This is a genomic window from Streptomyces sp. NPDC029296, from assembly GCF_055569255.1.
Genome location: NZ_JBVHXT010000030.1, coordinates 33641 through 55548, shown reverse-complemented (window position 1 = coordinate 55548; position 21908 = coordinate 33641). Strand labels below are relative to the sequence as shown.

Here is a 21908-nt window from a genome sequence, read left to right as displayed (position 1 = left end):
CCGCCTCGCGCCCGGCGCCGGCGCCTCCGCGTTCGCCGCCGGCCGTCGTGTGCCCACCGGGGAAGGGAACCCCGGCGAAGGCGGTGCCGGTGGCCGGGTTTCCGCCCGTGGGCGGGCCGGCGGCCGGGGCGGGGAGAGCCGGCGGGAGCGCAAGGCGGCCGGGCACCGGCGGCGCCGTCGGCGGGTGGTCGTGGTCGTCGCCGGGTTCGTGCTCGCGGCCGGCGGGCTCAGTCTGGCGGAGCTGGGTACGGACGCCCCCTTCTCGCCCTTCGCCGACGACCCCTCCGCCACGGCCGGGGAGACCGAGGAGACGGACGGCGGCGCCGATTCCGCGGCACCGGACCGTACGGCCGAACCGGTCGGCGCGACCTCCGCCGCGCTCCCGGGCGCGGCCTCCGCCACCCCGGGCGCCTCGGCATCGGACGCCGCTGCCGCCTCCGCCTCCGCCTCGTCGTCCGCGCGGGACGAGGAACGGGACGGCGAGGACGGCGAGGACGGCGAGGACGGCGAGGATTCCGCTTCCGCCCCGCCGCGGGAGTCCGGCGAGCCGGGACAGCCGGCCACCACGGGCGCCCCGGATTCCGGTACACCGGCCACGACCTCCGCCGCCCCGGCCCCCACCACGCCCTCGGCCACCGCCTCCACCGCGGCCCCGACGACCTCCGCCCCCACCTCCCGGCCCTCGCCCCTGAGGACCTGCGACCGCTTCCTGTGGTGGTGCGCCTGAGCGCACCCGCGCCACGAGAACGCCGCAGCCGCATCCCGGTCCGGGGATGCGGCTGCGGCGTGGCCGGGCGACGAGGGTCAGGCCAGCGTCACGGTGATGTCGCCGCGCGTCGCCTTGGAGTACGGGCACACCTGGTGCGCCTTCTCCACCAGGCTCTTCGCGGTCGCCGCGTCGACGTTCGGGATGTTCGCGGAGATCTCCACGATGATCCCGAACCCGTCGTCGTTCTTGCCGATACCGACCTTGGCGGTGACCGTCGACCCGGAGATGTCGGCGCCCTCCTCCCGGGCGACGACCCCCAGCGCCCCCTGGAAGCAGGCGCTGTACCCCGCGGCGAACAGCTGCTCCGGGTTGGTGCCGGCGCCGCTGCCGCCCATCTCCTTGGGCGGGTTGACGACCACGTCGAGCTTGCCGTCGTCGGTGGCGACCCGTCCGTCGCGGCCGTTCTCGGCGGTGGCGACGGCGGTGTACAGGACGTCGGACTGCGTGATGGGCATGCGGTTGTCTTCCTCCTCGGTCCGCGGCGACTCGCGCCCACGATCGCCGCTGGATTTTGGAAAGAAGTTACCGCATAGCGAAAAAACCGGGAAGGCTAGAGCTTGACGACCATCTTGCCGATGTTGTCGCCGCGCAGCACCCCGAGGAACGCCTCCAGGGTGTTCTCGATGCCCTCGACCACGGTTTCGCGGTACTTCAGCGTGCCCGAGGCCACCCACGGGCCGACCTCCTGGACGAACTGCGGCTGGAGGTCGTAGTGGTCGCCGACGAGGAAGCCCTCGATCCGGCCGCGGGTCTGGATCAGCCGGGCCAGGTTCTTCGGGCCGGGCGCGGGCTCGGTGTTGTTGTAGACCGAGATCATGCCGCAGATCGCGATCCGGCCGCCCTGGTTGAGCGACCCGACGGCCGCCTCCAGGTGGTCCCCGCCGACGTTGTCGAAGTAGACGTCGATGCCGTCGGGCGCCGCCTCGCGCAGCTGCTCGGCGACCGGGCCGTTCTTGTAGTTGAACGCGGCGTCGAAGCCGTACTCGTCCACCAGCAGCCTGACCTTCTCGTCGGACCCGGCCGAGCCGATGACCCGGGAGGCGCCCTTCAGTTTGGCGAGCTGGCCCACCTGGCTGCCCACGGCACCGGCCGCGCCCGACACGAACACGCTGTCGCCCTCCTTGAAGGAGGCGGTGCGCAGCAGGCCGGCGTAGGCGGTCAGGCCGGTCATGCCGAGCACGCCGAGGTACGCCGACAGCGGCACGCCCTCGGTGCCGGCGTCGACCTTGACGGCGGGTACGGCCGTCGGCCCCACCTTGACGGCGTTCTTCGCGTCCACGACCGCGTACTCGCGCCAGCCGAAGAAGTGCAGGACGTGGTCGCCGGGCTCGATGCCCTCGGCCCTGGACTCGACCACCTCGCCGACCGCGCCGCCCTGCATGACCTTGCCCAGCTCGAAGGGGGCGGCGTACGACTTGGCGGCGCTCATCCGGCCGCGCATGTACGGGTCGACGGAGAGGTACTTGTTCCGCACCAGCATCTGGCCCTCGCCCGGGGCCGGGACGGGCGACTCGACGAGCGCGAAGTCCTCGGGCTTCGGCCAGCCGACGGGACGGCTGAGGAGGTGCCATTCGCGATTGATCATGACGGAGCCTTTCAGGGTGGTACTTCACTACCTGAAACAACCATGCGTCTGAATATTTCAGGATGTCAAGTAAGTCGGTATCCTGATGGGCATGTCCACCCCATCGCACGCCCGCCGCCCCGACCCCCTGACCATGGAGGTCGTCGAGCTGATCGGCGAGGTCGTCGCCCGCTTCTACGCGGACTACGAGGAGGCGGCCGGCGCGCACACCCTGACCGGCCCGCAGGCCCGGCTGCTCAGCCTGCTCTCCCTGGAGCCGCTGCCCATGCGCAAGCTGGCCCAGAAGCTGAAGTGCGAGCCGTCGAACGTGACCGGGATCGTGGACCGGCTGGAGTCCCGGGGACTGGTGGAGCGCCGCCCCGACCCCGCCGACCGCCGGGTGAAGGTGGCCGCCGCCACCGAGCGGGGCCGCGAGGTGGCCCGGGACCTGCGCGAGGGCCTGCGCTTCGCCCGCGAACCCCTGGCCGGCCTGTCCGAGGAGGAGCGCCGCTCCCTGCGCGACCTGCTGCGCCGCATGCTCGGGGACTGAGCCCCGCAACGCCCCGGCGGAGCCAGTAAAGTCCTCCGCATGCGCGATCTCGGGGTGGGTTTCGGTTATCTCCTGAAGGGCCAGCGGTGGGTGACCCGGCACGGGCGCCGGTACGGCTTCGGCCTGCTGCCCGGGCTGATCACGCTGGTGCTGTACGCCGCCGCGCTGGTCGCGCTGGCCCTGTGGGGCGACGACGCCGTCGGCTGGGCCACTCCCTTCGCCGACGACTGGTCCAGCCCCTGGCAGGGCCTGTTCCGCGGCTTCCTGACGGCCGTCCTGTTCGCGCTCGGCCTGCTGCTGGCCGTGCTCACCTTCACCGCCGTCACCCTGCTGGTCGGCCAGCCCTTCTACGAGTCCCTCTCCGAGCGGGTCGACGCCGACGTCTCGCCCGACGGCACCGCCCCCGTCTCCGGCCGGCCGCTCTGGCGCGAGCTGTGGATCTCGGCCCGGGACAGCCTGCGCGTCCTGGTCCGGGCCGGGCTGTGGGGCGTCCTGCTCTTCGCCCTCGGGTTCCTGCCGTTCGTCGGGCAGACCGTCGTCCCCGTGATCGGCTTCTTCGTCACCGGTTTCTTCCTCACCGAGGAACTCGCCGCCGTCGCCCTCCAGCGCCGGGACGTCGACCTGCGCGCCCGGCTCGCCCTGCTGCGCTCCCGCAAGACGCTGGTCTGGGGCTTCGGCACGCCCCTGGGCCTGGCCTTCCTGGTTCCGTTCGTCGCGGTGTTCCTGATGCCGGGCGCGGTCGCGGGCGCCACGCTCCTCGCCCGTGACCTGCTGGGCGAGGAGAACGCCGGCGACGGCTCCGCCGCCCCGGGCGGGCGGCCCGACACGGAGGACGTCACCTCGTGACCCAGTTACTCGCCGTCGCCGCCATCACGGTCCTCGCCGTGATCGCCCCCGGCGCCGACTTCGCGATGATCGTGCGCAACAGCTATCTGCACGGCCGCCGCACCGGCCTGCTCGCCGCCGCGGGCGTGGCGGCCGGCGTGCTGGTCCACGTCACCTACACCCTGCTGGGCGTCGGCCTGCTCATCGCCTCGTCCACCGCCGTCTTCACGGTCGTCAAGCTGATCGGCGCGGCCTACCTCGTCCACGTCGGCGTCCGCACCTTCCGCGCCCGCGGCGACGCCGAGGTCGACCTCGGCGACAAGACGGAGCTGACCCCGCTCGCCGCCCTGCGCACCGGTTTCCTCACCAACGTCCTCAACCCCAAGACGACCCTGTTCGTCGTCTCCACCTTCGCCCAGGTCGTCGGCCCCGGCACCCCGCTGTACCGGCAGGTGGGCTACGGCCTGTTCATGTCGCTGGCCCACCTGGTGTGGTTCGGCGTGGTCGCCGCGTTCTTCTCGCACTCGCGGATGCGCTCCGTGATGCTGCGCGGCCAGAAGATCCTCAACAAGGCGATCGGCACCGCCCTGGCAGGCCTCGGCGTCAGCCTCGCCCTGGCCCCCTCGCACTGACCGTCCCACCCGCCGGCCGGCCACCGTCGAACCGCCCCGCCGCGCCCGCGAGGTGGGGGACGACACCACGAAGACGCGGGCGTATGTGAAGGGTTCGTACGAGATCTCCGCCGGCCGCTCGATCACCGACCGCCGGCCCACCGCACCGATTAACGTCTGATCCGGGACACTCCCCGCACACCGCGGACAAAGTCCCCCACGAACAGCCCCGGTCCGGGACCTGACCCCTGGACCGGGGCTCACCGTCCTCAGCCGCGCACCCCGAAGCCGTACACCGTCTCCGAGCGGTAGGTCTCGCCGGGACGCAGGGTCGTGGCGGGGAAGTCGGGGCGGTTGGGGGAGTCCGGGAAGTGCTGGGTCTCCAGGGCCGTGCCGGCGTTCGGGGGGAACGGGCCGGACAGGTGGTCACCGGTGTAGAGCTGGAGGCCCGGCTCGGTCGTCGCCACCGTCAGGGTGCGGCCGGAAACCGGGTCGGACAGCTCCGCCACCTCCTCGGGCGCCCCGGTCGCGCCCTTGTCCAGGACGAAGTTGTGGTCGTAGCCGGAGCCCGTCGGGCGGGCCGCGCGGAAGTCGAGACGGGTGCCCGCCACGTCCGCCGGCGCCCCCACCGGAATCAGGTCCGTGCCCACCGGTGTGTACCGGGACGCGGCCAGCCGCAGTTCGTGCCCGCCGGTGTCACCGGACCCCGCGCCGCCCAGGTTCCAGTACGTGTGGTTGGTCAGGTTCACGACCGTCGGCGCGTCGGTGACCGCCTCGTAGCCGATGCGCAGCGCCCCCGACGCCGTCAGCGTGTACGTCACCGTCACCGACAGCCGCCCCGGGAAGCCCTCCTCGCCGTCGGGGCTGACCCGGCTGAGCCGCAGCCCGTGCTCCACCGGCGCCATCTCCCACACGCGCTTGTCGAAGCCCCGCTCCCCGCCGTGCAGGCAGTTGGCGCCCTCATTGCGCGTCACCTGGTACGTCCGGCCGTCCAGCGGGAACCGGCCGCCCGCGATCCGGTTGGCGTACCGCCCGATCACCGCGCCCAGATACGGCTCCGGGTGCCTCAGATAGCCGTCCAGGTCCGGGAAGCCCAGCACCACGTCGGCCGTCCGCCCCGCCCGGTCCGGGACCTCGGCCGACTGCACGATCCCGCCGTACGACAGCACCCGCACCCGCACCCCGCCGCGCTCCAGCGTCCACCGGTGCACCGGAGTGCCGTCGGGAAGTGTGCCGAAAAGTTCGTTCATGCGGGAAACCCTAGGACACGGACGCGGCCGTGACCTTCCGGTACGCGATCTCCGCCAGCCGCGCCTGCCCGTCCTTGCTGGGGTGGAACCAGTCCCAGTGGCTGAGCTGGTCCGTGCCGAAGCGGTAGTCGTACACCGCGCCCCCGTCGAAGCGGCAGCGGCGGTCCTTGGCGCAGACCTCCTCCAGCACCTTGTTGTACTCCACCACCCGCTGCTGCACGGTGTCCCGGCGCAGCATCGCCGCGCTGGTCAGATCGTCCGCGTCGCCCAGCATCGACGGGCAGATGCCCAGCTTCCACACCTGCTTGCCCAGCACGTTCGACCGGCCCTCGGACCACAGCCGCTTCAGGTTCGGCACACTCGACACGTACACCTGCGTCTTCGGCAGCGCCGAGCGCAGCGTGCGCATCGACTCCTCGAAGCCCGCGCGGAAGTCGGCCACCGACGTCATCGCCGACGCCGAGGCCCGGCAGGCGTCGTTCCCGCCGATCATCACCGTCACCAACTCCGGGCGGCGCGCCACCGCCTGCGCCATCTGCCCCGGCAGGTCGGCCATGCGGGCGCCGGTCACCGCGTAGTTCCAGCTGCGCTCCGCCGCCCCCCTCGTCCCCAGCAACCGCACCGCGAGGCTCTCCACCCCGGCGTCGCCGCCCGTCGCCCACGACGCCTCCGGGCAGTCCGACAGCACCGTGCACGCGTCGAACCCGCGGGTGATGGAATCGCCCACCGCCGCGACCGACTCCGGACTGCGGTCCCAGGCCGGCGGCCGGGCCGGGTGCGCCTTCGTGCCCTGGGCCGCCGGCGAACCGTCGCCCTGGCAGCCGGCGGCCCCCAGCACCACGGCCGTCACGACGGCGAGGGCGGCTTGCACACGGTGGCTTCGCTTCCGCATCCCTGCTGTTCCCCTCGCTCGACGGTCCGGCTCTCCGCTATGACAACGACTGAGGGTTCCCGGCCCGGCGCCCGGGAACGGCCGACCCCCGTACAAGCGTCCCCCTGGGTGAATGGCGGCGGTTTCCTGGCATCGGGACCGACGGTACGTCACACTCCTTGCCCCGCCGCAAGGTAGCCTCGCCATCAACGCGGCCGTCGTGCCACTGCCGCCCAGCCAGTCCGCAAGATGTCCCGCTCTGCCCGGAGGTTCCGGTGACGACACGTGGAGTTCTGTACGTGCACTCCGCGCCGCGCGCGCTGTGCCCGCACGTCGAGTGGGCCATCGCGGGGGTGCTCGGCACGCGCGTCAGCCTCGACTGGATCCGGCAGCCCGCGTCCCCCGGCACCTGGCGCTCGGAGTTCTCCTGGCAGGGCCAGGCCGGCACCGCCTCCAAACTCGCCTCCGCGCTGCGCGGCTGGCACCTGCTGCGCTTCGAGGTCACCGCCGAGCCCTGCCCGACCGCCGAGGGCGAGCGCTACAGCTGCACCCCCGACCTCGGCATCTTCCACGCCGTCACCGGCATCCACGGCGACATCCTGATCCCCGAGGACCGCCTGCGCGCCGCCCTGACCCGCTCCCAGCGCGGCGAGAGCGACCTGGAGGCCGAGATCGCCAAACTCCTGGGCAAGCCCTGGGACGACGAACTGGAGCCCTTCAGATACGCGGGAGAGGGCGCCCCGGTCCGCTGGCTGCACCAGGTGGTGTGAACCTCCCCGGGCGACCCGCACCCGGCGGCGGGGAGCCACCGCCGACGGAAAGGGCCCGGTCCCCCCACCAGGAGACCGGGCCCTTCCACGTCACGGGAGTCAGACCGTACGGAACGCCAGCACCACGTTGTGCCCGCCGAACCCGAACGAGTCGTTCAGCGCGGCGATCCGGCCCTCGGGCAGCGCCCGCGCCTCACCGCTCACGATGTCCGCGTTGACCTCGGGGTCGAGGTTGTCCAGGTTGATGGTCGGCGGAGCCGTGCGGTTCACCAGCGCCAGGATCGACGCGACGGTCTCCACACCACCGGCGCCACCGAGCAGATGACCGGTCATCGACTTGGTCGCGGAGACCGCCATGTGGTCGACGTCGTCGCCGAACACCTTGCGCAGCGCCTTGATCTCGGCCACGTCGCCCTGCGGCGTGGACGTGGCGTGCGCGTTGACGTGCACGATCTCGGCCGGCTTCAGGTCCGTGTTGTCCAGCAGGTTCTGCAGCGCGTGCGCGATCCCGTTGCCGGACGGCTCCGGCTGGGTGATGTGGTGGGCGTCCGCGGAGATGCCCTGCCCGACCGCCTCGGCGTAGATCCGGGCACCGCGCGCCTTCGCGTGCTCCTCGGACTCCAGGACGATCACACCGGCGCCCTCGCCGAGCACGAAACCGTCGCGGCCGGCGTCGTAGGGACGCGAGGCGCCCCGCGGGTCGTCGTTGTTCTTGGACATCGCCATCATGTTGCCGAACGCGGCGATCGGCAGCGGATGGATGGCGGCCTCGGTACCACCGGCCACGACCACGTCCGCACGCCCGGTGCGGATCATCTCGATCGCGTACCCGATGGCCTCCGCGCCCGAGGCGCAGGCCGAGACGGGGGTGTGCACACCGGCGCGGGCACCCAGCTCGATCCCGACGTTGGCCGCCGGGGAGTTGGGCATCAGCATCGGCACGGTGTGCGGGGAGACGCGGCGTACGCCCTTCTCCTTGAGTACGTCGTACTGGTCCAGCAGGGTCGTCACGCCGCCGATGCCGGAGGCGATGACCGCACCGAGACGGTCGGGGTTCACGGACGAGTCCACCCCGGCCTTGGCGGTGAAACCGGCGTCCTTCCAGGCCTCCTGAGCGGCGATCAGCGCGAACTGCGCGGACCGGTCCAGCTTGCGGGCCTGCGGCCGGGGGATGATCTCGCCCGGCTCCACGGCGATCTGCGCGGCGATGCGGACCGGCAGCTGAGCCGCCCACTCCTGCTCCAGCGGGCTGACACCGGACGTGCCGGCGACCAGGGCCTCCCAGGTCGAGGCTGCGTCGCCACCCAGCGGTGTGGTTGCGCCGATACCGGTGACGACCACGGTGCGATTGGTCGGGCTCACGGGGATTCTTTCTCCAACGGATACGGGGGAGGACTACCCCCGCCGGTGCGGGGATTACGGCGCCACCGCCGGGTGGCGGGGCCTTGCACGCGGCCTACGCGGTGGCTTTAGGCCTGGTGCTTGAGGATGTAGTCGGTCGCGTCACCGACGGTCTTGAGGTTCTTGACGTCCTCGTCCGGGATCTTCACGTCGAAGCGCTCCTCGGCGGCGACGACGACCTCGACCATGGACAGCGAGTCGACGTCCAGGTCATCGGTGAAGGACTTGTCCAGCTGGACGTCCTCGGTGGGGATCCCGGCGATCTCGTTCACGATCTCGGCGAGACCGGCGACGATCTCTTCCTGAGTGGCGGCCATGTCAGGCGCTCCTTCTTGATATTCCAGACGGGTTAACGGCATTTGTATCCGAACCGGACCGCATGATCCGGCACGGAGTGCCTAGGGGAGGGTAACGACCGTGGCGGCGTAGACGAGACCCGCCCCGAATCCGATGACGAGCGCGGTGTCGCCGCTCTTCGCCTCCCCGGTCGCCAGAAGCCGCTCCATCGCGAGCGGGATCGAGGCGGCCGAGGTGTTGCCGGTGGTGCGGATGTCACGGGCGACCGTGACGTGCTCCGGCAGCTTCAGCGTCTTCACCATCGAGTCGATGATCCGCACATTGGCCTGGTGCGGGATGAAGACGTCCAGGTCGTCCGCGGTGATTCCGGCCGCGTCCAGCGCCTGCTGGGCGACCTTCGCCATCTCGAACACGGCCCAGCGGAACACCGCCTGGCCCTCCTGCGTGATCGCAGGGAACTTGATGTTGCCCTCGCTGTCGACGGGCAGTTGCGACAGGTCGCCGATCCTGAAGCGGTCCCAGGAGACCGTCTGCTTGATCGTCTCGGCCTTGTCGCCCTCGGAGCCCCACACGGTCGGGCCGATGGCCGGCTCCTTGGAGGGGCCGACGACGACCGCGCCGGCGCCGTCGCCGAACAGGAAGGCGGTGGCCCGGTCCTCCAGGTCGGTGAGGTCGCTCAGCCGCTCCACGCCGATCACCAGCACGTGCTCGGCGGAACCTTCCACCACCATGCCCTTGGCGAGGGTGAGGCCGTAGCCGAAGCCCGCGCAGCCGGCCGAGATGTCGAAGGCGGCGGCCTTGTCGGTGCCGAGCTTGTCGGCGATCTCGGTGGCGATGGCCGGGGTCTGGCTGAAGTGCGAGACGGTCGAGACGACCACCGCGCCGATCTGCCCGGCGTCGATGCCGGCGTCCGCGATCGCCTTCCCGGAGGCCTCGATGGCCATCGCGGCCACGGTCTCCTCGGGACCGGCCCAGTGCCGGGTCTCGATGCCGGAGCGGGAGCGGATCCACTCGTCGGACGAGTCGATCTTCTCCAGGATCACTTCGTTCGGCACCACCCGGGTCGGCCGGTAGCCGCCGACACCGAGGATGCGCGCGTACGGGGCGCCCTTGCTGGGCTTGATCTTCGCCATGTACGGCTCCTTAGGCGCCGGCGTGCTCTGCGCACAGAGCCCGGGCCGCTTCGAGGTCGTCGGGGGTCTTCAGCGCCAGCGTCGCGACACCGGGCAGGGCCCGCTTGGCCAGGCCGGTCAGCGTGCCGCCGGGGCACACCTCGACGATCGCCGTGACGCCCAGCTCCTTGAAGGTCTCCATGCACAGGTCCCAGCGGACCGGGTTGGCGACCTGCCCGACCAGCCGCTGGAGCACCTCGGCACCGGCGGCGACGGTGCGGCCGTCCTTGTTGGAGACGTAGGTCACCTTCGGGTCGGCCGGCGCCAGCTCGGCCGCGGCCTTCTCCAGCGTCGCCACGGCCGGGGCCATGTGGTGGGTGTGGAAGGCGCCGGCCACCTTCAGCGCGACGACCTTGCGGACGCCCTCGGGCTTGTCCTCGGCCAGCGCGGCCAGCTGCTCCAGCGTGCCCGCGGCGACGATCTGGCCCGCACCGTTGATGTTCGCCGGCGTCAGGCCCAGCTTCTCCAGGTGCGGGACGGTGACGGCGGGGTCACCGCCGAGCAGCGCCGCCATGCCGGTCTCGGTGACCGCGGCGGCGTCGGCCATGGCCAGACCCCGCTTGCGGACGAGACCGAGGGCGTCCGTGTCGTCCAGGACGCCGGCGAAGGCCGCGGCGGTGATCTCGCCGACGCTGTGGCCCGCGACCGCGCCCGGCGCGATCTCGGAGATGTCACCGAGTGCCGCGGCCGACAGCAGGCCCGCGGCGACCAGCAGCGGCTGCGCCACCGCGGTGTCGCGGATGGCGTCGGCGTCGGCCTCGGTGCCGTAGTGGGCGAGGTCCAGTCCGATGGCGTCCGACCAGGCGGCCACGCGGTCCGCGGCACCGGGCAGGTCGAGCCAGGGAGTCAGGAAGCCGGGCGTCTGGGCGCCCTGGCCGGGAGCGACGAGTACGAGCACTCTCACACTCTCTCTTGGGGACGGCCGGGGCCGCCCGTGGGGACAGGGACGAAGAACACGAAGGGCTTTTGTAGAGCCCCGACAAAACCCTATGTCTGGGGTTCACCATCGGCCAGACGCCCCAGGATGAGCGCGATCCGTAGTGTGAACGCGGATCTTACATCCGAGGGGGACCAGCCGGTGACGTCAGTCACACGTCGGAGCCGGTAGCGCACGGTGTTCGGGTGAACGAAGAGCATTCTCGCCGCGCCTTCGAGACTGCTGGCCTGCTCCAGGTAGACACTCAGCGTTTCCAGCAGTGCCGAGCCCGCCTCCTCCAGCGGTCTGTAGATCTCCTCCACCAGCTGCTCGCGTGCGCTCGGATCGCCCGCGATGGCGCGCTCCGGGAGGAGGTCGTCGGCGAGCACCGGCCGCGGCGCGTCCTGCCAGGCGAAGCAGGCCTTCAGTCCGGCGGCGGCGGCCTGCGCGGACCGGGTGGCGGCCAGCAGGTCGGGGACGACGGGACCCGCCACGACCGGCCCGGCGGCGAACGGCCCGATCAGCGAGCGGGCGACGGCCAGCGGATTGTCGCTGCCGCCCGCGATGACCACGAGCCGGTCGCCGAGCACCCCGGTCAGCACCTGGAGCTTGGCGTGCCGGGCGGCCCGCCGGATGGCCTCCACGGTCAGCTCGCTGTCCCCGTCGGGCGCGGTCCCGAGCACCACGCACACGTGTTCCGGCGAGTTCCAGCCGAGCGCGGCGGCCCGGCTGACGGCGCCCTCGTCGGCCTCCCCGCTGAGCACGGCGTTCACCACCAGCGACTCCAGCCGCGCGTCCCAGGCACCGCGTGCCTCGGCGGCCTGGGCGTAGACCTGGGCGGTGGCGAAGGCGATCTCCCGGGCGTACACGAGCAGCGCCTCGCGCAGCACGCTCTCGTCGCCCGGGGCGGCCACCTCGTCGATGGCCGACTCCATGACCTCGATGGTGGTGCGCACCATCTCCACGGTCTGCCGCAGGGTGATGGCCCGGGTCAGCTCGCGGGGCGCGGTCCCGAAGACGTCGGTGGAGATGGCCTGCGGGGCGTCCGGGCGCCGGAACCACTCGGTGAAGGCCGCGATGCCCGCCTGGGCGACCAGCCCGATCCAGGAACGGTTCTCCGGGGGCATGGCCCGGTACCACGGCAGGGTCTCGTCCATCCGCGCGATGGCCTGCGCGGCGAGACTCCCGGAGGACTTCTCCAGCCGCTTCAGGGTCGCGGTGTGCGGATGGACGTGACGGGCTGCGGGGTCACCGTGGTGGGATTCGGGTTCGGGCACGGGGACAAGACTGCCTTATCGGGACGGGGCCGTGCGCCGCCGGGGGGGCGGTCCCCGGCGGCCCGGCCCGCGGCCCGCGCGGCCGGCGGCGCTACCGTGGGGGCCGTGACGACGGACGTACGCCGCGCCGGTGAGCGCTATCACGGAGGGGACCGGGAGGCCGGGATCGACACCCGGCACGCCTTCTCCTTCGGACCGCACTACGACCCCGACAACCTGCGGTTCGGCGCGCTGATCGCCTGCAACGAGGAGCGGCTCGCCCCGGGCGCCGGTTTCGGCGAGCACCCGCACAGCCACACCGAGATCGTCACCTGGGTCGTCGAGGGCGAGCTGACCCACCGCGACTCGGCGGGCCACGAGACGACGGTGCGCGCCGGGCAGGTGCAGCACCTCAGCGCCGCGGCGGGGGTGCGGCACGTGGAGCGCAACGACGGCCCGGTCCCGCTGACCTTCCTCCAGATGTGGCTGACCCCCCGGGAGCCCGGCGGCACCCCCTCCTACACCCTCGTCCCGGCCGGCGCGGGCCCCCTCGTGTACCCGGTCCCGGCCGCGGGCGCGGTGCTGCACGTACGGCGGCTGGAGCCGGGGGAGCGGACGGCGGTGCCGGAGGCGCCGCGGGTGTACGTCCATGTGGCGCGCGGCGCGGTCCGGCTGGCCGGGGAGGAGCTGGGCCCCGGCGACGCGGCGCGGATCACCGGTGCCGGGGGGCTCCGGGCGCTGGCGTCGGCCCCGGCGGACCTGCTGCTGTGGGAGCTGACGCCGTAGCCCCTCCGGTTCCCGTCAGCCGCGCAGGTCCGCCAGCACCGCGTCCGTGAAGGCCGGCCACGCCTCGATGGCCCAGGGGCCGAACGCGCGGTCGGTCAGGGCGATCCCGGCCGCCCCGGCGTCGGGATCGATCCACAGGAACGTCCCGGACTGCCCGAAGTGCCCGAAGGTGCGCGGCGAGGACGCGGCGCCCGTCCAGTGCGGTGACTTGCCGTCGCGGATCTCGAAGCCCAGCCCCCAGTCGTTGGGGTTCTGGTGCCCGTACCCCGGCAGTACGCCCTTGGTCCCCGGGTACTGCACGGTCATCGCCGCCGCCACGGTCCGCGGGTCCAGCAGCCGGGGCGCCTGCACCTCCACCGCGAACCGCAGCAGGTCCTCGACCGTCGACACCCCGTCCTTCGCCGGCGAGCCCTGCAGCGACGTGGCCGTCATGCCCAGCGGCTCCAGCACGGCCTGGCGCAGATACTCCGCGAACGGCATGTCGGCGGCCTTGGCGATGTGGTCACCGAGCTGCTCGAACCCGGCGTTGGAGTACAGCCGCCGCTCCCCGGGCGGGGCCGTCACCCGGTGCTCGTCGAAGGCCAGACCCGAGGTGTGCGCGAGGAGGTGACGGACCGTCGCCCCGGGCGGACCGGCCGGCTCGTCCAGCTCGATCGCGCCCTCCTCGTAGGCGACGAGCGCCGCGTAGGCCGCGAGCGGCTTGGTGACGGAGGCCAGCGGGAAGCGGTGCCCGACGGGACCGTGCGTCCCGAGGACGCTCCCGTCGGCTCGTACGACTCCCGCCGCGGCGGTGGGGACGGGCCAGTTCTCGATCAGCGCCAGGCTCTGCAACGACATGCGTCCGAGCCTATGCGGCGCACGGCGGCAGCCGCGCCGACGGGTCCGGATCCCGCCCGGGCCGCCCGTCGGCGGACCGGATCCGCGGGCCGGCCGCCGCCACCGGGCCGGGTCCTCGGGATTTCTCACCGGAGCGGCTTGCTTCGAGTGCACTCCAACGCCATAGCGTGGGGGCATGACGGTGATGCAGACCCCGCCAGCGGCCACCGAGCACGCCACCCCCGCCGACATCTGCTCCGCCCCTCCCCGGCGCCACCCCCGCCCCGACGGCCGCGACCGCTACACGATCAGCGAGGTCGTCGCGTTCACCGGGCTGACCGCGCATACCCTGCGCTGGTACGAGCGGATCGGGCTGATGCCGCACGTCGACCGCTCGCACACCGGCCAGCGCCGCTACAGCAACCGTGACCTGGACTGGCTGGACTTCGTGACCAAGCTCCGGCTGACCGGCATGCCGGTGGCGGACATGGTGCGGTACGCGGAACTGGTCCGCCGGGGCGAGGACACGTACGCGGAGCGGCAGGCCCTGCTGGAGTCGACCCGCCGGGACGTCCTGAACAGGATCGCCGAACTGCGGGACACGCTCGCCGTCCTCGACCGCAAGATCAGCTTCTACGCGACGGAGGGAACCCCTCGATGACCGACGCCAGGATTCCGACGGTACGGCTCGGCGCGGACGGACCGGAGGTGGGCGTACAGGGCCTGGGCTGCATGGGCATGAACTTCGGCTACGGCCCGACGGACGCCGGCCAGGCCCGCGCCGCGCTGGACCGGGCGCTGGAGCTGGGCGTCACGCTGTACGACACGGCGGACGCCTACGGGGACGGGGAGAACGAGCGGTTCCTCTCCCCGTTCTTCAAGGCGCACCGGGACGAGGTGGTCATCGCCACCAAGTTCGCCCTGTCGATCCCGCCGGACGACCCCACCAAGCGCATCATCCGCAACGACGCCCCGTACATCCGCCAGGCGGTCGAGGCCAGCCTGAAGCGGCTGGACGTCGACGTGATCGACCTCTACTACATGCACCGCCGCGATGTGGACGTCCCCATCGAGGAGACCGTCGGCACGATGGCGGAGCTGGTCCGCGAGGGCAAGGTCAAGCACCTCGGGCTCAGCGAGGTCACCGCGGACGAGCTGCGCGCCGCCCACGCCGTGCACCCGATCGCGGCCGTGCAGTCGGAGTGGTCCCTGTTCAGCCGGGACATCGAGGCCCGGGTCGTGCCGGCCGTGCGGGACCTGGGCGTGGCCCTGGTGCCGTACTCGCCGCTCGGCCGCGGCTTCCTCACCGGCTCCTTCACCGATGCCGAGCAGGACCTCACGTCCGACGACTTCCGCCGCCAGCACCCCCGCTTCACCGGTGCCAACGCGTCCGCCAACGCGGCCCTGCTGGAGCCGATCCGGGCGATCGCCGAGGCCCGCGGCGCCACGCTCGGCCAGATCGCCCTGGCCTGGGCGCAGCAGCGGGCGTCGGTCGCCGGGCTGTCCGTGGTGCCGATCCCGGGCACCCGCAAGCCGGGCCGGGTGGAGGAGAACGTGGCGGCGACCCGCATCACCCTGACGGAAGAGGAGCTGGCCGCCCTGGAGCCGATCGCCGGCCGGGTGGCCGGCGACCGCTACCCGGACATGCGGTTCGCCTCGGCGGGCCGGGAGTGACCCCCACCCGCCCGGCCCGCACGCCCGACCGCGCCGCCCGCCCGGCGGCATAACCCCCCCGGCCACACCGGCCGGTTCACCCGGGCGTCCGGTCACGTCGGCCGGTTCACCCGGGCGTCCTGTCGCGCCGACTGGTTCGCCCGGCGGCTGCTGACGTCGGCTCGTCCCCGGCCGCCGGTCATGCCGACCGGCCCGGCCCGGCGTCCGGTCGCGCCGGGGTGTCCGCTCGGGTCGGCTGGTCCGCCCGGGCGTCCGGTCACGCCGAGTCGTCCCCGGCCCCCGGTAGTGCCGCCCGGCCCGGGCGTCCGGTCACACCTACCGGCCCGCCCGGCCGCTGCTCACGTCGGCCGGTTCGCCCGGTCGCCGGTCAGCCGGCCGGCGACCGGGCGCCCGGGTCCGCCGGCCGGGTGGTTACAGCTCTGCCAGCAGTTCCGCCTTCTTGCTGGAGAATTCCTCGTCGGTGACCAGTCCGGCCCGGTGCAGTTCCCCGAGGTGCCGGATCCGTTCGGCGATGTCGGCGGGATCGCGCCGGGCCGGGGCCGGTATCGAGGGCACCGGCCCCCGGGTGCGCACGGCGGCGAGCACCGCCGCGGCGAACGGCAGCGACTCGTGCACCGGGCCGTAGCCCAGCCCGAAGACGACGGCCGCCGGATCCTGGTCGGGCTGCGCGGGCGCCGCCGGGCCGTCCGACCGCCTGATCAGCCGCAGGTGTCCCTCGAAGACCTCCGGCGACCGCCACTCCACCCCGCTCAGCTCGGTCACCGCGAAGCTCTGGTCGCCGGCCTTCCACTTCGCCGAGGACGCCCCCGTCCAGGACCAGCGGAACTGCACGGACGTCCCGTCGAAGGACGCCTTGCCGTCGTACGCCTTGAACTGGAGCGGCGCCCCGGGCGCCGCGACCAGGTGCCGGTCGGCGGGGCCGGACTCGGTGAGCAGCCCCCTCAGCTCGTCGGCGTAGTACTCCGCGAGGGTCTCCCGCTCGGCCGGCAGCACCAGCCGGTACGGGTCGGAGCCCTCCTTCAACTGCCCGTCGGCCGCCTCCATCAGCGGATCGGCGCCGGGGCGCGGCCGCAGGCGCAGGACGACCGTCCCCCGCCTGCCCGGCCCGAGGGTCACGCCCTCGACCGCGGCCAGCGGGATCCGGCGCTCGCCCAGCGCCTGGAAAAGCTTCGGTGTCCGAATCCCCCGTTCGAAACGGATGAGCACGGAGTCGGACTCGAACTCCCAGACGGCATGAAACCCCGCCAGTACGTCACCCATGCGGCTCATCGTATGCGGCACGTGTCCCTCCGTCGCCACCCGCGCAGACCGCACTTCCTGCTGTTTCTACGCGCGTTGGGCCGTCGGCGTGCCGGACAGACCGGACCGGCACGCATCGTCCTCCCGTGCGCACGTCACCTCGCTGTACGCGCCCACCCCGACGGCGGCGAGATTGCGCAGGCTGTCCGTGCCCGGCTGGAAGTAACCGCTGTGCCCCTCGGCGTCCCGGGCCGACAGCACCCGCGCCCCGAACCCCGCGGACACCGGGTCGGCGCCGTGGCCGAGGCCGCCCAGCTCCAGATAGGGCACGTCGCGCACCCAGTCGCTGGCGTCCCGCATCGCCCACACCCGGGCCGTCGTGCCGAGGCCGGCGGCGCCGGCGGCCCGCATGCCGGGGCTCGCGGCCACCGCTATGTCGGCGACCCGGCGCGGCATGCCGTGCGCGGCGACCCCGCAGAGCACCGAGCCGTAGCTGTGACAGAACATCGACACCGGGGCCCGGCCGGGCAGCGCGCGCAGCAGCGCGTTCAGCCGTACGGCGCCCTCCTCGGCGCGCAGTCCGGTGGCCGCGTCCACCCCGAGTCCGTCGGGCGAGGTGTAGTCGGCCCAGGCGATCACGGCCGTGCGGGTCGCGGGGCGCACCGCCCGCTCGGCCGCGTACAGCGCCTTGGCCATGCCGACCGGGGCGCTGTAGGGGCGGTTGGTCCGCTGGAAGGTGAGCAGGTCGGTGTCGACGCCGGGGACGACGACCGAGATCCGCCGCGCCGAGCCGAGGTCGCCGAACACCTCGGCGATCCGGCCCGAGCCCCCGGGATCGAAGGCCAGGATCTGCCGGCCCCCGCTCAGCAGGGATTCGTAGCGGTGCATCCGCCGGCCCGCGTCCTGCTGGCCGGCCGTGCTGAGCCGGCTGTCGTGCATGCGCCCGCGCTCGCTCTCGCGGGCCCGCTCCAGCGCGAGGTGGTTGGCGCGGTAGCGCAGCGACACCGGCGCGCCGTTCATGTTGCCGACCGCGAGCGGATAGCGGCGGGCCAGCCGGTCACGGTCGGCCGGGGTGAGCGAGCCGAAGAACCGGGCGAGCCGGGCCGGGGCGGCCTCGGGGTCCGGCAGCTCGAGTCCGTGCAGGCGGCCGTGGTGCCACTGGGCGAGCGAGGCCGCGAGCGCCGACGACTCCCGGTGGGTGCGCAGGGCGGTCCAGCCGGTGGTCGCGAGCATCACGAACACGACGGCCAGCGCCGGCAGGGCGCGCCAGAGGTTGAGGTGTGGGGAGGTGTCGAAGGAAGTCACTGGGAGGACACACTAGGAGAGCGAGCGAGTCTCGGGGTAACCGAGTGACAGGGATCACGTTTCGGCGGTCGGCGCCCATGGAGTGGGCGATCTGCCAACGATCTCAGGCGGTCCGCCAGTTTCCCGTCAGCGCCGAACCCACCTGATCGAGGTACGACGTGGTGAGCGTCCGGATCACCTCGGGCCCGGAGTCCTCGCTCGTGCACCACTGCCGCTCGGTGACCCGCATCACCCCGCCGAAGACGGCCACCGCCAGCCGGGGCCGCGGGTCGGTGTCCACGTCGACGCCCTCCCGCTCGGCCAGCACCCGTGCGAGGGCCTCCTCCGTCACGGCCAGCCGGCGCAGCCGGGCGGCGAGCAGCGCGGGCTCGGCCTCGATCGTCCGGTACATGCTCAGGTGCAGCTCGACCGGCACGACCGACTCGACGGTCTCGCGCATCTCGTCCCAGCTCTCCAGGAACGCCTGGCGCAGGGCCCGTATCGGCGCCTCGTGCGGCGGGCGGGTCCGTACGGCCGCGACGAAGGCCGCCTCCGCCATGTCCTGGACCGCGAAGGCCACGTCCTCCTTGCCCGCGAAGTAGCGGAAGAAGGTGCGCTGCGAGACGTCGACGGCCTCGGCGATCTCGTCGACGGTCGTCCGCTCGTACCCCTGCGTGGTGAACAGTTCGAGAGCGGCCCGCAGCAGCGATTCCCGTGTACGCCGCTTCTTGCGCTCGCGCAGCGTCTCCATTGGCCACTCTCCTGGTGAACGAGGGCGGAACGTCCGTCCGGCCCGGTCTGACCCCCATTTTCGTGTCAGTAACCGACTAGTGAATTGGTTTGTCAACTGTCAGCGGCTGTCACTAATCTGAGTGTATGACTAGTCAGACCACCATCGACGCGACGGGACCGGGCGACAGAACGCCGGCCGGCCCGTCCGGGCCGCAGCCGGCCGCGGGCCTGCGCGGCCACCCGTGGCTCACGCTGATCACCGTCGCCGTAGGGGTCATGATGGTGGCCCTCGACGGCACCATCGTGGCCATCGCGAACCCGGCCATCGGCAAGGACCTGCACGCCAGCTGGGCCCAGCTCCAGTGGATCACCAACGCCTACTTCCTGGCGCTCGCGGTCTCCCTGATCACCGCCGGCAAGCTGGGCGACCGCTTCGGCCACCGGCAGACGTTCCTGATCGGCGTCGCCGGCTTCGCCGCCGCCTCCGGTGCCATCGGGCTGTCGGACAGCATCGCCGCGGTCGTCACCTTCCGTGTCTTCCAGGGCCTGTTCGGCGCGCTGCTGATGCCGGCCGCGCTCGGCCTGCTGCGGGCGACCTTCCCGGCCGAGAAGCTCAACATGGCGATCGGCATCTGGGGCATGGTGATCGGCGCCTCCACCGCGGGCGGACCGATCCTCGGCGGTGTCCTCGTCGAGCACGTCAACTGGCAGTCGGTGTTCTTCATCAACGTGCCGGTCGGCGCCCTCGCCCTCGTGCTGGGCTCGCTGATCCTGCTCGACCACCGCGCCGAGAACGCCCCGCGCTCCTTCGACATCCTGGGCATCGCCCTGCTCTCGGGCGCGATGTTCTGCCTGGTCTGGGCCCTGATCAAGGCCCCGGCCTGGGGCTGGGGCGACGGCAAGACCTGGCTGTTCCTCATCGCCTCGGTCGTCGGCTTCGCCCTGTTCGCCCTCTGGGAGAAGCGGGTGCGCGAGCCGCTGATCCCGCTGGCGCTGTTCCGCTCGGTCGCGCTGTCCGCCGGTGTGGTCCTGATGGTCCTGATGGCCATCGCGTTCATGGGCGGTCTGTTCTTCGTCACCTTCTATCTGCAGAACGTCCACGGCATGAGCCCGATCGACGCGGGCCTGCACCTGCTGCCGCTGACCGGCATGATGATCGTCGGCTCCCCGCTGGCCGGTGCCCTCATCACCAAGGCCGGCCCGCGGATACCGCTGGCGGGCGGCATGGCCGTCACGGCGATCGCCATGTACGGCATGTCCACGCTGGAGGAGAACACCGGCAGCGGCCTGATGTCCGTGTGGTTCGCCCTGCTCGGTCTCGGTCTCGCCCCGGTCATGGTCGGCGCCACGGAGGTCATCGTCGGCAACGCCCCGATGGAACTGTCCGGTGTCGCGGGCGGTCTCCAGCAGGCGGCCATGCAGATCGGCGGCAGCCTCGGCACGGCCGTGCTGGGCGCGGTGATGGCCTCCAAGGTCGACCACACCCTCGCCGGCAACTGGGCGGACGCCGGGCTGCCGAAGCTGCCCCCGCAGCAGCTGCACCAGGCGGCCGAGGCGGTGCAGCAGGGTGTCGCGCCGGTGGCCGAGGGCACCCCGGCGCCCATCGCCGAGAAGATCACCGAGGTGGCCCACCACACCTTCATCGACGGCATGAGCCTCGCCTCCCTCGTGGCGGCGGGCGTGGCCGCGGTCGCCGTCCTCGTCGCGCTGCTCACCAAGCGCGGCACGAACGCGGAGGCGGGCGCGGGCGTGGGCCACATCTGACGGCCCTCCCGGCGGAGTTCGCCCATCAGGGTGACTCCCCTCAAGATCGCTGGCTCCCGGCGCGCGCCGCAGGTCACAGTGGGTCAACTCCTCCGCAGCGCATAGGAGGACCACGGGGCCGCGGCGCGCGCTGTCGGAGGGGGACAGCGCGCCCGGTCTGCTCCGGCGGAACCGGGGTACCCGCACCGTGAAGCCGAACTGTCCACAGGCCTCAGGGAGTTGATGATGGCAGGCTTCGGGCATGGAACACGCGGGTACCCCCGGTCGCGAGGCCGGACGTGGCAGCGCACCGGGCCGGACCGCGCGACGCTCGGGATCATCGGCGCGATCTGCGCGGTGGCCGGCTTCTTCGCGCTGGGGATCGTCCTCGGTCCCGTCGCGATCTTCTGCGGCTGGCAGTCGATGGGCCGCAGCTGGTCGGGCGAACGCAACGTGCCGGCGCTGGTGGCCCTGATCCTGGGCGCGATCGACACCCTGCTCGCCGTCATCGCCCTCGCCGGCGCGGCGGCCTGGGGCAACGGCCTCCTCTAGGCCGACAGGGCCTAACTAAGGGGCCGGTGGTCCGTTGCCGGGCGCGGGTTCGCTGTGGCTCGTCGCGCAGCTTCCCGCGCCCCTTCGGGGTGCCGCCTCCGTCAGCCGCGCCACCTCGGCGCGCAGCAGCCGCACCTCCTCGGCGAGGGAGGCGATCGCCTCCGTCTGCCGGCGCTCCTCCACGTCGTCCTTCTCGAAGCGGGAGATGAACCAGGCGGCGATGTTCGCGGTGACGACACCGAGCAGGGCGATCCCGGAGAGCATCAGCCCGACCGCGATCATCCGCCCGAGCCCCGTCGTCGGCGCGTGGTCCCCGTATCCCACGGTCGTCATCGTCGTGAACGACCACCACACCGCGTCACCCAGCGTCCGGATGTTCCCGCGCGGTGACTCCCGTTCCACGGACAGCACCGCCAGCGACCCGAACATCAGCAGGCCGACGACGGCCCCGACGACATACGTGGTCAGCCGGATCTGCGGGGCCATCCGGGCCCGCCGGCCCACCAGCAGCAGCGTCGACACCAGCCGCAGCAGCCGCAGGGGCTGCAGCAGCGGCAGCACGACCGCGCACAGGTCGAGCCAGTGGCGCCGGACGAACATCTGCCGGTGCGGGGCGAGCGCCAGCCGGACCAGGTAGTCCAGGGCGAACGCCCCCCACACCACCCACTCGACCCCCGTGCACAGCGCCGTCAGCGAGCGCCCGGCGGAGGCGTCCACGATGGGCACCGCGTAAGCGACGGCGAAGGCCACCGCGAGCGCCAACAGCGGCCGTTCGCTGTACCGCTCCCACCGCGCCTGCGCGGACAGTTGCTCCATGACGCAATCGTAAA

General features: G+C 72.6%; 24 protein-coding genes. 10 read left to right on the top strand and 14 right to left on the bottom strand.

What is annotated here, in order from left to right:
- On the top strand, nucleotides 1–727 hold a 727-nt coding region (locus tag ACZ4W9_RS25320; protein ID WP_467939558.1), incomplete at its 5' end, for a hypothetical protein.
- 77 nt (nucleotides 728–804) lie between these two features.
- On the opposite strand, the gene ACZ4W9_RS25315 is transcribed toward ACZ4W9_RS25320, so the two are convergent.
- Both ACZ4W9_RS25315 and ACZ4W9_RS25310 read right to left on the bottom strand, forming a co-directional pair.
- A complete protein-coding gene (locus ACZ4W9_RS25315) occupies nucleotides 805–1224 on the bottom strand; it encodes an organic hydroperoxide resistance protein (RefSeq protein ID WP_436958032.1) in 420 nt (139 codons plus the stop codon).
- 95 nt (nucleotides 1225–1319) lie between these two features.
- Complete coding sequence (locus ACZ4W9_RS25310; protein ID WP_467939556.1) at nucleotides 1320–2354, bottom strand: NADP-dependent oxidoreductase; 1035 nt, start codon at nucleotides 2352–2354, stop codon at nucleotides 1320–1322.
- A 91-nt stretch (nucleotides 2355–2445) separates the two neighbouring features.
- Between ACZ4W9_RS25310 and ACZ4W9_RS25305 the strand changes: the two genes are divergently transcribed.
- From ACZ4W9_RS25305 to ACZ4W9_RS25295, 3 genes are read left to right on the top strand one after another with little or no spacing between them, the layout of a single operon-like run.
- Nucleotides 2446–2883, top strand: a complete 438-nt coding sequence (locus ACZ4W9_RS25305; RefSeq protein WP_467939554.1) for a MarR family winged helix-turn-helix transcriptional regulator — start codon at nucleotides 2446–2448, stop codon at nucleotides 2881–2883.
- Between the two features lie 39 nt (nucleotides 2884–2922).
- A complete protein-coding gene (locus tag ACZ4W9_RS25300; RefSeq protein WP_467939552.1) occupies nucleotides 2923–3729 on the top strand; it encodes an EI24 domain-containing protein in 807 nt (268 codons plus the stop codon).
- Complete coding sequence (locus tag ACZ4W9_RS25295; protein ID WP_467939550.1) at nucleotides 3726–4340, top strand: LysE family translocator; 615 nt, start codon at nucleotides 3726–3728, stop codon at nucleotides 4338–4340. The genes ACZ4W9_RS25300 and ACZ4W9_RS25295 overlap by 4 nt, the downstream gene beginning before the upstream one ends.
- Nucleotides 4341–4588: 248 nt before the next feature.
- Here ACZ4W9_RS25295 and ACZ4W9_RS25290 read toward each other — a convergent pair whose 3' ends face one another.
- Both ACZ4W9_RS25290 and ACZ4W9_RS25285 read right to left on the bottom strand, forming a co-directional pair.
- Nucleotides 4589–5569: an aldose epimerase family protein gene (locus tag ACZ4W9_RS25290; protein ID WP_467939548.1), complete on the bottom strand. Its 981-nt coding sequence runs from the start codon at nucleotides 5567–5569 to the stop codon at nucleotides 4589–4591.
- A gap of 10 nt (nucleotides 5570–5579) precedes the next feature.
- Entirely contained in the window at nucleotides 5580–6461 is an 882-nt protein-coding gene (locus tag ACZ4W9_RS25285; RefSeq protein ID WP_467939546.1) for an SGNH/GDSL hydrolase family protein, read from the bottom strand.
- 254 nt (nucleotides 6462–6715) lie between these two features.
- On the opposite strand from ACZ4W9_RS25285, the gene ACZ4W9_RS25280 reads away from it, so the two are divergent.
- The gene (locus ACZ4W9_RS25280) at nucleotides 6716–7210 is read left to right on the top strand and encodes a DUF3145 domain-containing protein (RefSeq protein WP_467939544.1); all 495 of its coding nucleotides are present in this window, start codon (nucleotides 6716–6718) and stop codon (nucleotides 7208–7210) included.
- Between the two features lie 99 nt (nucleotides 7211–7309).
- On the opposite strand, the gene fabF is transcribed toward ACZ4W9_RS25280, so the two are convergent.
- The 5 genes from fabF to fasR all read right to left on the bottom strand — a co-directional run bounded on the left by fabF (nucleotide 7310) and on the right by fasR (nucleotide 12273).
- Nucleotides 7310–8572, bottom strand: coding sequence for a beta-ketoacyl-ACP synthase II (gene fabF / locus ACZ4W9_RS25275; protein ID WP_467939542.1), 1263 nt, complete (start codon nucleotides 8570–8572; stop codon nucleotides 7310–7312).
- Nucleotides 8573–8679: 107 nt separating this feature from the next.
- Complete coding sequence (locus ACZ4W9_RS25270) at nucleotides 8680–8928, bottom strand: acyl carrier protein (protein ID WP_018545314.1); 249 nt, start codon at nucleotides 8926–8928, stop codon at nucleotides 8680–8682.
- A gap of 81 nt (nucleotides 8929–9009) precedes the next feature.
- The gene (locus ACZ4W9_RS25265; RefSeq protein WP_467939540.1) at nucleotides 9010–10041 is read right to left on the bottom strand and encodes a beta-ketoacyl-ACP synthase 3; all 1032 of its coding nucleotides are present in this window, start codon (nucleotides 10039–10041) and stop codon (nucleotides 9010–9012) included.
- Between the two features lie 10 nt (nucleotides 10042–10051).
- Nucleotides 10052–10978, bottom strand: a complete 927-nt coding sequence (locus ACZ4W9_RS25260) for an ACP S-malonyltransferase (protein WP_467939538.1) — start codon at nucleotides 10976–10978, stop codon at nucleotides 10052–10054.
- An 89-nt stretch (nucleotides 10979–11067) separates the two neighbouring features.
- Nucleotides 11068–12273: a fatty acid biosynthesis transcriptional regulator FasR gene (fasR, locus tag ACZ4W9_RS25255; protein ID WP_467939536.1), complete on the bottom strand. Its 1206-nt coding sequence runs from the start codon at nucleotides 12271–12273 to the stop codon at nucleotides 11068–11070.
- A gap of 105 nt (nucleotides 12274–12378) precedes the next feature.
- Between fasR and ACZ4W9_RS25250 the strand changes: the two genes are divergently transcribed.
- Nucleotides 12379–13038 (top strand): pirin family protein, encoded by a 660-nt coding sequence (locus tag ACZ4W9_RS25250; RefSeq protein ID WP_467939534.1) that lies wholly within the window; start codon nucleotides 12379–12381, stop codon nucleotides 13036–13038.
- A 15-nt stretch (nucleotides 13039–13053) separates the two neighbouring features.
- On the opposite strand, the gene ACZ4W9_RS25245 is transcribed toward ACZ4W9_RS25250, so the two are convergent.
- On the bottom strand, nucleotides 13054–13875 hold the full coding sequence (locus ACZ4W9_RS25245; RefSeq protein ID WP_467939532.1) for a serine hydrolase domain-containing protein: 822 nt from the start codon (nucleotides 13873–13875) through the stop codon (nucleotides 13054–13056).
- A 175-nt stretch (nucleotides 13876–14050) separates the two neighbouring features.
- Between ACZ4W9_RS25245 and ACZ4W9_RS25240 the strand changes: the two genes are divergently transcribed.
- Nucleotides 14051–14515: a MerR family transcriptional regulator gene (locus ACZ4W9_RS25240; protein ID WP_467939530.1), complete on the top strand. Its 465-nt coding sequence runs from the start codon at nucleotides 14051–14053 to the stop codon at nucleotides 14513–14515.
- Nucleotides 14512–15528, top strand: coding sequence for an aldo/keto reductase (locus tag ACZ4W9_RS25235; protein WP_467939528.1), 1017 nt, complete (start codon nucleotides 14512–14514; stop codon nucleotides 15526–15528). Before ACZ4W9_RS25240 ends, ACZ4W9_RS25235 begins: the two co-directional genes overlap by 4 nt.
- Before the next feature lie 411 nt (nucleotides 15529–15939).
- Here ACZ4W9_RS25235 and ACZ4W9_RS25230 read toward each other — a convergent pair whose 3' ends face one another.
- From ACZ4W9_RS25230 to ACZ4W9_RS25220, 3 genes are all read right to left on the bottom strand, one after another.
- Nucleotides 15940–16788, bottom strand: coding sequence for a DUF4429 domain-containing protein (locus ACZ4W9_RS25230; protein WP_467939526.1), 849 nt, complete (start codon nucleotides 16786–16788; stop codon nucleotides 15940–15942).
- Nucleotides 16789–16854: 66 nt separating this feature from the next.
- The gene (locus ACZ4W9_RS25225; RefSeq protein ID WP_467939524.1) at nucleotides 16855–18072 is read right to left on the bottom strand and encodes an alpha/beta hydrolase; all 1218 of its coding nucleotides are present in this window, start codon (nucleotides 18070–18072) and stop codon (nucleotides 16855–16857) included.
- Between the two features lie 103 nt (nucleotides 18073–18175).
- A complete protein-coding gene (locus tag ACZ4W9_RS25220; RefSeq protein ID WP_467939522.1) occupies nucleotides 18176–18802 on the bottom strand; it encodes a TetR/AcrR family transcriptional regulator in 627 nt (208 codons plus the stop codon).
- A gap of 125 nt (nucleotides 18803–18927) precedes the next feature.
- Between ACZ4W9_RS25220 and ACZ4W9_RS25215 the strand changes: the two genes are divergently transcribed.
- The gene (locus tag ACZ4W9_RS25215) at nucleotides 18928–20547 is read left to right on the top strand and encodes an MFS transporter (RefSeq protein WP_467939520.1); all 1620 of its coding nucleotides are present in this window, start codon (nucleotides 18928–18930) and stop codon (nucleotides 20545–20547) included.
- 222 nt (nucleotides 20548–20769) lie between these two features.
- A complete protein-coding gene (locus tag ACZ4W9_RS25210) occupies nucleotides 20770–21078 on the top strand; it encodes a small hydrophobic protein (RefSeq protein WP_467939518.1) in 309 nt (102 codons plus the stop codon).
- Nucleotides 21079–21093: 15 nt separating this feature from the next.
- Here ACZ4W9_RS25210 and ACZ4W9_RS25205 read toward each other — a convergent pair whose 3' ends face one another.
- Nucleotides 21094–21894 (bottom strand): potassium channel family protein, encoded by an 801-nt coding sequence (locus ACZ4W9_RS25205; RefSeq protein WP_467939516.1) that lies wholly within the window; start codon nucleotides 21892–21894, stop codon nucleotides 21094–21096.
- Nucleotides 21895–21908: the final 14 nt, after the last annotated feature.